The sequence below is a fragment of the Streptomyces sioyaensis genome, assembly GCF_004122735.1.
Lineage (GTDB): Bacteria > Actinomycetota > Actinomycetes > Streptomycetales > Streptomycetaceae > Streptomyces > Streptomyces sioyaensis.
The window spans coordinates 1-11,892 of record NZ_SDIF01000157.1; the positions used below are offsets into that span (position 1 = coordinate 1).

6 protein-coding genes are annotated in these 11,892 nt (G+C 70.7%); all 6 read left to right on the plus strand.

The window, feature by feature from the left end; genetic code table 11:
* Nucleotides 1–837 (plus strand): ABC transporter ATP-binding protein (locus EST54_RS30840; protein WP_135796911.1); only part of this gene is annotated, 837 nt, incomplete at its 5' end.
* A 391-nt stretch (nt 838–1,228) separates the two neighbouring features.
* Nucleotides 1,229–3,508, plus strand: coding sequence for a M4 family metallopeptidase (locus EST54_RS30845; protein WP_129250998.1), 2,280 nt, complete (start codon nt 1,229–1,231; stop codon nt 3,506–3,508).
* A gap of 287 nt (nt 3,509–3,795) precedes the next feature.
* On the plus strand, nt 3,796–5,424 hold the full coding sequence (locus tag EST54_RS30850; RefSeq protein WP_129250999.1) for a M4 family metallopeptidase: 1,629 nt from the start codon (nt 3,796–3,798) through the stop codon (nt 5,422–5,424).
* A gap of 808 nt (nt 5,425–6,232) precedes the next feature.
* Nucleotides 6,233–8,236: an alpha-1,4-glucan--maltose-1-phosphate maltosyltransferase gene (locus EST54_RS30855; RefSeq protein WP_129251000.1), complete on the plus strand. Its 2,004-nt coding sequence runs from the start codon at nt 6,233–6,235 to the stop codon at nt 8,234–8,236.
* Complete coding sequence (treS, locus tag EST54_RS30860; protein WP_129251001.1) at nt 8,233–9,951, plus strand: maltose alpha-D-glucosyltransferase; 1,719 nt, start codon at nt 8,233–8,235, stop codon at nt 9,949–9,951. Before EST54_RS30855 ends, treS begins: the two co-directional genes overlap by 4 nt.
* A gap of 331 nt (nt 9,952–10,282) precedes the next feature.
* Entirely contained in the window at nt 10,283–11,791 is a 1,509-nt protein-coding gene (locus tag EST54_RS30865) for a maltokinase N-terminal cap-like domain-containing protein (RefSeq protein WP_129251002.1), read from the plus strand.
* Nucleotides 11,792–11,892 lie beyond the last annotated feature (101 nt).

Here is an 11,892-nt window from a genome sequence, read left to right on the forward strand (position 1 = left end):
TCCCCGGAGCCCGCCCAGCAGTCCGCCCCGGCGCCCGCCCTACCCGCCGACGACCGTATCGACGTCACGGCGGTCCACTACGCCTACGACCACGGGCACGACGACGTGCTGCGCGGCGTCGACCTGACCGTCCGCCCCGGCGAACGGCTGGCCCTGGTCGGCCCGTCGGGAGCCGGTAAGTCGACCCTGGGGCGGCTGCTGGCAGGTATCGACGCCCCGCGCAGCGGCTCGGTGACGGTCGGCGGGGCGCCGGTCGCGGCGCTGGATCCGGACGTGTTGCGCCGGCAGATCGTCCTGGTCACCCAGGAGCACCATGTGTTCCTGGGCACCGTCCGGGACAATCTGCGGCTCGCCGCGCCCGGGGCCGACGACGCCGCGCTGCACGCCGCGCTGGCCGCCGTGGGGGCCGAGTGGGCCGGGGAGCTGCCGGCCGGTCTGGACACCGAGCTGGGCGCCGGCGGGCACCGCCTCGACGGTTCGCAGTCGCAGCAACTGGCCCTGGCCCGGGTGGTGCTGGCGGATCCGCACACCCTGATCCTGGACGAGGCGACGGCGCTGCTCGACCCGCGGACGGCCCGGCACACCGAGCGCGCCCTGGCCGCCGTGCTGCGGGGGCGTACGGTCATCGCGATCGCACACCGGCTGCACACCGCCCACGACGCGGACCGGGTGGCCGTCATGGAGGGCGGCCGGCTGACCGAACTCGGCACCCACGACGAGCTGGTGGCGGCGGACGGCGCCTATGCCGCGCTGTGGCACTCCTGGCACGGCCAGGGCCCCGCCGGGCAGGACGCCACGGGGGCCGGTCGTCCCGGGTCCGGATCCGGACGGCCTTGAGCTGCGGTTCGAGCCGTTCCGGGGGCCCCGGGAGCACGGGAGCGGCGTATCCGCCGATCACGGACCGTCCGGCTTCCGGACACGGATTTCGGGCAACGGACGGTTTCCGGCCAATTAGTTGAACGGAGCCTGACAACAAGCCACCTGAGGTGGGACTCTTCCCCGCAACCGCCGCACGGACCCCCACCGCACCAGCCGCCGCGGCAGCGTTTTTCCTCAGCACCACCCGCTCCACCGGCAACGCCACGTATCACTGGTACGCCGCGTATCACCCGTACGTCTCCCCCCACACGCTCCAAGAGTTCTGCCTCGCTCTGCCCGGACGGCCGATGGGCCGCCCGGTCCCCCTCGGCCGCCCCGTCACGTCGCGGCCACCGCAGAAGGAGTCAGCGTGAGACGCACCCCCCATGGACGCGCCGTTGCGACCGGCGCACTCGTCGCCGTCACGGCGATGCTGGCCGTCGGTGTCCAGGCCGGCACCGGTACGGCGGCCACCCCGCGGCCGGGCACCACGCATGCCACGCCCCGGCCCGGCGCACTGCCGGCCAAGCTGTCCCCGTCCCAGCGTGCGGAGCTGATCAGGGCAGCGAACGCCACCACGGCAAAGACCGCCCGGGAGCTGAAGCTCGGGGCGAAGGAGAAGCTGGTCGTCAAGGACGTCTCGAAGGACGTCGACGGCACCGTGCACACCCGCTACGAGCGCACCTACGAGGGACTGCCCGTCCTCGGCGGTGACCTCGTGGTGCACCAGAGCAAGGGCGGCGCGCTCAAGGGCGTCACCAAGGCCGTCCGCTCCCAGCTCAAGGTCGTGAGCACCACCGCGAAGGTGCACCCGGCCACCGCCGAGGCGAAGGCCGTGTCGTCGGCCCGGGCGCTCGGCTCGACGAAGACCGAGGCCGCCAAGGCACCGCGCAAGGTGATCTGGGTCGCCGACGGCAAGCCGCTGCTCGCGTACGAGACGGTGGTCGGCGGGCTCCAGGACGACGGCACGCCCAACCAGTTGCACGTCATCACGGACGCCACGACCGGCGCCAAGCTCTTCCAGTACCAGGGGATCGAGCAGGGCGTCGGCAACAGCGAGTACAGCGGCAAGGTCAACTTCGGCACGTCGGGCTCGGCGCCGAACTTCTCGATGACCGACCCGACCCGCGGCAACCACAAGACGTACGACCTCAAGCACGGTTCGTCCGGGACGGGTTCGCTGTTCACCGACGCCGACGACACCTGGGGCGACGGCACCGCGCAGAACGCCCAGACGGCCGGTGTCGACGCGGCCTACGGCGCCCAGGTGACCTGGGACTACTACAAGAACGTGCACGGCCGCAGCGGTATCCGCGGGGACGGCGTCGGCGCCTACTCCCGCGTCCACTACGGCAACAGCTACGTCAACGCGTTCTGGGACGACGGCTGCTTCTGCATGACGTACGGCGACGGCTCCGGCAACGCCGCCCCGCTGACCGCCATCGACGTGGCCGGCCACGAGATGTCGCACGGTGTCACCGCGGCCACCGCGAACCTCACCTACAGCGGCGAGTCCGGCGGTCTGAACGAGGCGACCTCGGACATCTTCGGCACCTCGGTCGAGTTCTACGCCAACAACCCCGCCGACCCCGGTGACTACCTCATCGGCGAGAAGATCGACATCAACGGCGACGGCACCCCGCTGCGCTACATGGACAAGCCGTCCAAGGACGGCGCGTCCGCGGACTACTGGTCGAGCGGTGTCGGCAACAAGGACGTGCACTACTCGTCCGGTGTCGCCAACCACTTCTTCTACCTGCTGTCCGAGGGCAGCGGCCCGAAGGACATCGGCGGCGTCCACTACGACAGCCCGACCTTCGACAACCTGCCGGTCCCGGGCATCGGCCGGGCCAACGCGGAGAAGGTCTGGTTCAAGGCCCTCAGCCAGTACATGAGCGCCAACACCAACTACGCGGGCGCCCGCGACGCCACCCTGAAGGCCGCGGCGGACCTCTTCGGCCAGGGCAGCGCGTCGTACAACACGGTCGCCAACACCTGGGCGGCGGTCAACGTCGGCTCGCGCGTCCCGGACGGCGGCGGGGTCACCGTCACCAACCCGGGCAACCAGTCCAGCACCGTGGGCCAGGCCGCCAGCCTGCAGATCAAGGCGACCAGCGGCACCGCGGGCGCGCTCTCGTACGCGGCGACCGGGCTGCCCGCCGGGCTGTCGCTCAACACGAGCACGGGTCTGATCTCCGGCACGCCGACCACGGCCGGCACCAGCAATGTGACGGTCACGGTCACCGACGCCGCGAAGAAGACCGGGACGGCCGCCTTCACCTGGACGGTCAGCACCTCCGGTGGCGGCAGCGTCTTCGAGAACACCGACGACGTGGCGATCCCGGACGCGGGCGCGGCGGTCACCTCGCCGATCAACGTCGGCCGCAGCGGCAACGCCCCGAGCACGCTCAAGGTCGGCGTCGACATCGTCCACAGCTACCGCGGTGACCTGGTCATCGACCTGATCGCCCCGGACGGCACCGCCTACCGGCTGAAGAACGCCAACCCGTTCGACTCGGCGGCGAACGTGAAGACCACGTACACCGTCAACGCCTCCTCCGAGAAGGCGAGCGGCACCTGGAAGCTGCGGGTGCAGGACATCTACGCGGAGGACAGCGGCAACATCAACAGCTGGAAGCTCACTTTCTGACCAACTGCCGCACCAAAGAGTCACCTTGGTGTGACATAAGCGGGCCGTCAGTTCGAGCCACCTGACAACGGGCCTGCTGAGCACGGCGATTGGGCGTCGTCCCCGGGTCACCGGGGGCGGCGCCCCTCTCCGTTATACGAACCGCGATCACCACTCTACGGACGATTTCCAGCCAACCTGTGAACACCCTCCTGACATGCACGCGTTCGAATGGCAGTCTTCCCGAACGCACGTCACACCCGCATCGCTTTGCACCCCCACCACTTGGCAAAGTTGAAGGAGCACGCGTGACCCCCCGCATATCTCGCAAGACCCGTGTGACCGGTGGCGCCATCGCCGCCGCCGCTCTGCTGGCCGCCGGTATCGCCGGCACCGCAGGAGCCTCCACCGCCCCGGCCCCCACCAAGGACGGTTCACCCCTCAAGCTCAGCGCCTCGCAGCGCACCGAGCTGCTGCGCGACGCCGGCGCCGCGAAGGTCCAGATGGCCAAGGAACTCGGCCTGGGCTCGCAGGAGAAGCTGGTCGTCAAGGACGTCATCAAGGACGCCGACGGCACCACCCACACCCGCTACGACCGCACCTACGCCGGCCTGCCGGTGCTGGGCGGCGACCTGATCGTGCACACCGCCAAGGGCGGCGCGGTCAAGGGCACCACCAAGTCGACCCAGAAGTCGATCAAGGTGGCCTCCACCACGGCGAAGATCGCCCCGACGGCCGCCGCGCAGTCGGCCCAGGGCACCGCCGTGAAGTCGCTCAGCGCCAAGAAGGCCACCGCGCAGACGCCCCAGAAGGTCGTCTGGGCCGCCTCCGGCTCGCCCGTCCTCGCCTACGACACCGTCGTCAAGGGCGTCCAGAAGGACGGCACGCCCAGCCGCATGCACGTCATCACCGACGCCGACAGCGGCAAGAAGCTCTTCCAGTACGACGACATCCGTACCGGCAAGGGCGAGAGCGAGTTCAGCGGCAGCGTCGACCTGGGCACCTCCAAGGAGGGCAGCGGCTTCACGCTGACCGACGCCGACCGCGGCGGTCACAAGACCGTCAACCTCGGCAACAGCGAGTCCGGTGAGGGCAAGGCCTTCACGGACGAGGACGACAAGTGGGGCACCGGTAAGCCCGACAACCCGCAGACCGCGGCCGTCGACGCCCACTACGGTGCGGCCGAGACCTGGGACTACTACAAGAAGGTCCACGGCCGCAACGGCATCAAGGGCGACGGCAAGGGCGCCACGTCCCGCGTGCACTACGGCAAGAACTACGTCAACGCCTTCTGGGACGACAGCTGCTTCTGCATGACGTACGGCGACGGCGAGGGCGACAAGGCCCCGCTCACCGCCCTCGACGTCGCGGCCCACGAGATGTCGCACGGTGTCACCGCGGCCACCGCCAAGCTCGAATACAGCGGTGAGTCCGGCGGCCTCAACGAGGGCACCTCGGACATCTTCGGCACCTCGGTCGAGTTCTACGCCAAGAACGACAAGGACCCGGGCGACTACCTCATCGGCGAGAAGATCAACATCAACGGTGACGGCAAGCCGCTGCGCTACATGGACAAGCCGTCCAAGGACGGTCAGTCGAAGGACTTCTGGGACTCCAAGACCGGGGACCTCGACCCGCACTACTCGTCGGGCGTCGCCAACCACTTCTTCTACCTGCTGTCGGAGGGCAGCGGCCCGAAGGAGATCGGTGGCGTCAAGTACGACAGCCCGACCGCGGACAACAAGAAGGTCGAGGGCATCGGCCGGGACAAGGCCGAGAAGATCTGGTTCAAGGCCCTGACCGAGTACATGACCTCGAACACCGACTACAAGGCCGCCCGCGAGGCGACCATCAAGGCTGCCACCGACCTGTACAAGGCCGGCAGCCCCGAGGTCAAGGGCGTCGAGGCCGCCTGGACCGGCGTCGCCGTCAAGTGACGCAACGAGCGGGAACGTGCTGAACGTGCCGGGGTGAGCGAGCCCCGGAGCGGGCGGTGTCCGGAGACTTCCGGGCACCGCCCTCACGCGTTTCCGGGGCCGGGAGCGTGCGGTGTCGCCGGCCGGCGTGCTGCGCCGGGCTGACGCGACGCCGGCCGGGCCGTGCCGAGCCGGGCCGACGCGACGCCGGCCGGTCCAGGAGCGCGGCGCGGGCGCCCGCGCCCCGCCCGCCACCGCCTCAACTCACCTCCCCTTCCGGGCATTTCCGGCCGGACGAGACCGTTCACCGGCTCCCGCCCCGTCGCTCGATATGGCTGATTCCACCCCCTCATGCGCCCTTGTACGGACTACTTCCTGGGGGGAGGCTGCGAGATGACGCCGACGGGCCCCGGCGCGACACCGGACATCCGCTGGACCGCAACTCCGCTGTGATCACACCGAGTTGAGGAGGCGAACCCGACCGTGTCAGCGCGGCTCCGCGAGCACCCGCGCGGGGGCGCCGGCCCGCCCGCCGGGACGCGGCGGATCCGCGGTGCGGCACCGGTGCACAGCCCGGCGGACTCCCCGGCCGCCCCCTGCGGGAAGGCCCGCCGGGAACACCGTGGTACCCCCGCGCCGCACCTGCACACCGGATCCACCGGGGCACCGCCGGCCACAGACGGCCGGTGGAGCAGCACCCCGCGCCGCCGTGCCATCCGCCAGCCGAGTGAAAGCGGACAGGAGCGCCCATGCCCGCAGCCGTTCCCCTTGCCGTAAAGCGGATACAAAGGACAGAACCCCGCAAAGCACCACAAGCCCAGGTGAGCCCATGATCGGTCGCATTCCTGTTCTGGACATCCGCCCGCAGATCGATTGCGGCCGCCGCCCGGCGAAGGCCGTGGTGGGTGAGACCTTCGAGGTCTCGGCCACCGTCTTCCGCGAGGGGCAGGAGGCGGTCGCGGCGAATGTGGTGCTGCGCAATCCGGCCGGCCGCTGCGGCCCCTGGACACCGATGCGGGAGCGGTCGCCCGGCACCGACCGCTGGAGCGCCGAGGTCACCCCCGCCGTCGAGGGCCGCTGGTCGTTCACCGTCGAGGCCTGGTCCGACCCGGTCACCACCTGGCGCCGGCACGCCGCGATCAAGATCCCCGCGGGCCTCGATTCCGAGCTGATGCTCACCGAGGGCGCCGAACTCCATGAGCGGGCGGCCGCGGAGGTCCCCAAGAGCGACGGGCGCGAGGCGGTGCTCGCCGCCGTGGACGCGCTGCGCAACCCCGACCTGCCCGCCGCCACCCGGCTCGCCGCCGCCCTCTCCCCCCAGGTCACCGAGGCGCTGGACCGCCATCCGCTGCGCGAACTGCTCACCGTCTCGCGCCCGATGCCGCTGGTCGTCGAGCGCCGGCGGGCCCTGTACGGCTCGTGGTACGAGCTCTTCCCGCGCTCCGAGGGCGCCACCGTCACGCCGGACGGCACGGCCGTCAGCGGCACCCTGCGCACCGCGGCCGACCGGCTGCCGGCCGTCGCCGCCATGGGCTTCGACGTGGTCTATCTCCCGCCGGTCCACCCCATCGGCAGCGCCTTCCGCAAGGGCCCCAACAACGCGCTGTCGGCCGGCCCGGACGATGTCGGCTCCCCCTGGGCCATCGGCTCGGCGGCCGGCGGCCATGACGCCCTCCACCCCGACCTGGGCACCTTCGAGGACTTCGAGCACTTCGTGCGCACCGCCCGTGAGCTGCGGATGGAGGTGGCCCTGGACTTCGCGCTGCAGTGCTCCCCCGACCATCCCTGGGTCACCCTGCACCCCCAGTGGTTCGCGCACCGCGCCGACGGCTCCATCGCCTACGCCGAGAATCCGCCGAAGAAGTACCAGGACATCTACCCCCTCGCCTTCGACGCCGACTTCCGCGGGCTGGTCCGCGAGACCGAGCGGGTGCTGCGCTTCTGGATGGCCAAGGGCGTACGGATCTTCCGCGTCGACAACCCGCACACCAAGCCGGTGGCCTTCTGGGAGAAGGTGATCGGCGACATCAACCGCACCGATCCGGACGTGCTCTTCCTCGCCGAGGCGTTCACCCGCCCGGCCATGCTGCACACCCTCGCCCAGATCGGCTTCCACCAGTCGTACACGTACTTCACCTGGCGCAACACCAAGCAGGAGCTGACCGAGTACCTCACCGAGCTGTCCGGTGAGTCGGCGTCCTATCTGCGGCCCAACTTCTTCGTCAATACCCCGGACATCCTGCACGCCTACCTCCAGGAGGGCGGCCGACCCGCCTTCGAGGTACGCGCCGTGCTGGCCGCGACGCTCGCCCCCACCTGGGGCGTCTACGCCGGGTACGAGCTCTGCGAGTCGACACCGTTGCGGCCGGGCAGCGAGGAGTACCTGGACTCGGAGAAGTACCAGCTCAGACCGCGTGACTGGGACGCGGCGGCGCGGGCGGGGCACACCATCGCCCCCCTGATCACCACCCTCAACCGCATCCGCCGCCGGCACCCCGCCCTGCAGCAGCTGCGCAATCTGCACTTCCACCAGGTCGACAACGACGCCGTCCTCGCCTACTCCAAGCGCGAGGGGCACGGCGAGCGGACCGACACGGTGCTCACGGTGGTCAACCTCGACCCGCACCACACCCACGAGGCGACGGTGTCGTTGGACATGCCGGAACTCGGCCTCGGCCGGCACGAGTCCTTCCCGGTGCGCGATGAGCTCACCGGCGATACCTACCACTGGGGCAGGGACAACTATGTGCGCCTGGGGCCTGGCAGCTCACCGGCGCCCGCCCATGTGCTGTCGCTGCGACCGTCCTCACCGATCGGAGGGTCACCCAATTGATCGTCAATGAGCCCGTCCCCGACACCTTCGAGGACACCCCGGCGAAAGACCGCGATCCCGACTGGTTCAAACGGGCCGTCTTCTACGAAGTCCTGGTGCGCTCGTTCCAGGACAGTAATGGCGACGGCATCGGCGACCTCAAGGGCATCACGGCCAAGCTCGATTATCTGCAATGGCTGGGGGTGGACTGTCTCTGGCTGCCGCCGTTCTTCAAATCCCCGCTGCGGGACGGCGGTTACGATGTCGCCGACTACACCGCGGTGCTCCCCGAATTCGGCGATCTGGCCGACTTCGTGGAATTCGTGGACGCCGCCCACCACCGCGGCATGCGGGTCATCATCGACATGGTGATGAACCACACCAGCGACCAGCACCCGTGGTTCCAGGAGTCGCGCACCGACCCCGGCGGTCCGTACGGCGACTATTACATGTGGGCCGACGACGACAAGCAGTACGACGACGCCCGCATCATCTTCGTCGACACCGAGGCCTCCAACTGGACCTTCGACCCGGTCCGCAAGCAGTACTACTGGCACCGCTTCTTCTCCCACCAGCCGGACCTCAACTACGAGAACCCGGCGGTCCAGGAGGAGATGATCTCCGCCCTGCGCTTCTGGCTCGACCTGGGTATCGACGGTTTCCGGCTGGACGCGGTGCCCTACCTGTACGCCGAGGAGGGCACCAACTGCGAGAATCTCCCCGCCTCGCACGCCTTTCTCAAGCGGGTCCGCGCGGAGATCGACGCGCACTATCCGGACACGGTGCTGCTGGCCGAGGCCAATCAGTGGCCGGAGGACGTCGTCGACTACTTCGGTGATTACGGCGTCGGCGGCGACGAATGCCATATGGCCTTCCATTTCCCGGTCATGCCGCGGATCTTCATGGCGGTACGCCGCGAATCGCGCTATCCGGTGTCGGAAATCCTCGCCAAGACCCCGGCGATCCCGTCCGGCTGCCAGTGGGGCATCTTCCTGCGCAACCACGACGAGCTGACCCTCGAAATGGTCACGGACGAAGAACGCGACTACATGTACGCGGAGTACGCCAAGGACCCGCGGATGCGCGCCAATATCGGCATCCGCCGCCGGCTCGCCCCGCTGCTCGACAACGACCGCAATCAGATCGAGCTCTTCACCGCCCTGCTGCTGTCGCTGCCCGGCTCACCGATCCTCTATTACGGCGACGAGATCGGGATGGGCGACAACATCTGGCTCGGCGACCGGGACGCGGTGCGCACCCCGATGCAGTGGACGCCGGACCGCAATGCCGGCTTCTCCTCCTGCGACCCCGGCCGGCTCTTCCTGCCGACCATCATGGATCCCGTCTACGGCTACCAGGTCACCAACGTCGAGGCCGCGATGAGTTCGCCGTCCTCGCTGCTGCACTGGACCCGCCGCATGATCGAGATCCGTAAGCAGAACCCGGCGTTCGGGCTCGGCAGCTACACCGAGCTGTCCTCCACCAACCCGGCGGTCCTGGCCTTTCTGCGGGAGGCGCCGGGCACCGGCGGCGCGGACGACGACCTGGTGCTGTGCGTGCACAACTTCTCGCGCTTCGCCCAGCCCACGGAGCTGGATCTGCGGGCGTTCAGCGGCCGCCATCCGGTGGAACTCATCGGTGGTGTCCGCTTCCCGGCCATCGGGGAACTGCCGTATCTGCTGACCCTCGCGGGCCACGGGTTCTACTGGTTCCGGCTGCGCAAAAACTCCGGATAGGCCGCCGGCGCCCTGACCGGGCACGGGTTGCCGGGATCGACGCCCGTACGCAGCCGCATGGCGCGTACGGGCGTTTTTTGACCTTTCGCCCGGGCAGCCTCCCTACTACCGCACGGGCCGGGTGGGCCATCGTCGGTCCCCCCGGCCCCGCAGGGGGACACCGCGCAGCGGAGCAGCACGGGCCCGAATTCCGCTGCCGTACGGACGCTCTCGCACGAGGCGCCCCCGGACTCCGTCTGGGGGTACCCCCACCGCGCCGCCGCACAGTCAAGGCCGCATTCCGGGACACTTAGCCCTATATGTCGTGTGCCCGGGGAAAGGACGCGACGCCATGTCGGACACCGCCTCGACCCGTGCCACCCGCCACACCCCTGATCGCCGCCCGCTCGCCACCGCACCCGATCTGCTGTCCTCGCTGGCCGCCCTGCTCACCGCATGGGTGCCCCGCCAGCGCTGGTTCGCCGGCAAGGGGCGGATGGTCACCGGCTTCTCCCTGCTCTCGGCGACCGAGCTGCTGCCGTGCACCACCGACGGCAGCGCGCCGGGCCTGCTGCATCTGCTCGTCCGCGCCCAGCAGAGCGCGCCGCCGAGCCGTACGCCGGTCGGAGACGACTGCTACCAGCTCCTGCTGGGAGTGCATCCGGCGCCGCCGCCGCAGCTGGCGCCCGCGGTGATCGGACGCCCCGGCGGCGGTCCGCTGAGCGGCCGCGCGGTCTACGACGCGCTGCTCGACAACCGGCTGTGCGGGCTGCTGCTGGAGCGGCTGCGGGTGCCGGGCCGGCTCGGCGCACTGCGCTTCTGCCGCGAGCCGGACGCCGTCATCCCCTCCGGGCTGCCGGCCCGGCCGATCGCCGTCGAGCAGTCCAACTCCTCGATCGTGTACGGCGATTCCTTCATCCTGAAGGTCTTCCGGCGGATCGAGCCGGGCATCAACCCGGACCTGGAGCTGCCGCGGGCGCTGGCGGACGCCAAATGCGCGCGGGTGCCGGCGCCCGCCGCGTGGTGCGAGACGGCGACCGCCGGGGAGGGCGGCGAGGCGACCACGCTGGGCGTGCTCCAGCCGTTCCTGCCGGGCTCGGCGGACGGCTGGCAGCTGGCGCTCAACGCGCTGGCGGTGCGGGCCGACTTCACCGGCTCGGCGCGGGCGCTCGGCCATGCCACCGCGGAGGTGCACACCGCACTCGCCCAGACGCTGCCGACCACCGAGCTGCGCCGCCCGCAGCTCGAAGCGATCGCCGCCCGGATGAACGAGCGGCTGGCGGCCACCGCGCGCGCCGTGCCCGTGCTGCAGCCCTACCGCGCCCGGCTGCGGACCGCCTTCGACGCGCTGGCCGCGCTCGGCCGGGACGGCCGCAGCTGGGCCGCCCAGCGCATCCACGGCGATCTGCATCTGGGCCAGACCCTGCGCTCCGCCGACGAGGGGCGCTGGTCGCTGATCGACTTCGAGGGCGAACCGGCCCGCCCGCTGGCCGAGCGGCGCCGGCTCCAGCCGGCGGTGCGCGACGTCGCGGCGATGCTGCGCTCCTTCGACTACGCCGCGCGCAGCGGACCGGCCGGCGCCGACCCCTGGGCGCTGGAGTGGGCGCGCCGCACCCGCGACGCCTACTGCCTGGGCTATGCGGAAGCCGGCGGGCTCGACCCGCGCTCGGTGCCCGAACTCATGCGCGCCTACGAGACCGACAAAGCCGTCTACGAGGTGCTCTACGAGGCCCGGCACCGGCCCGACTGGCTGGCCGTCCCGATGGCCGCCATCCGGCGGCTGGCCGCGGGCGGGGAGCCGGCACTGCGGACGGACGGGTCCGGCGCGTCCCGCTCCGCCGGGTCCGACGGCCGGGGGTGAGGGGCCGCCGACGAACCGCCGCACCGCCGCCCGCGGACCCCACCGCCCGCCGACCCGCCGAGATCCGACCGATGCCCGGAAGGAAGAGCTCCCAGACGCCC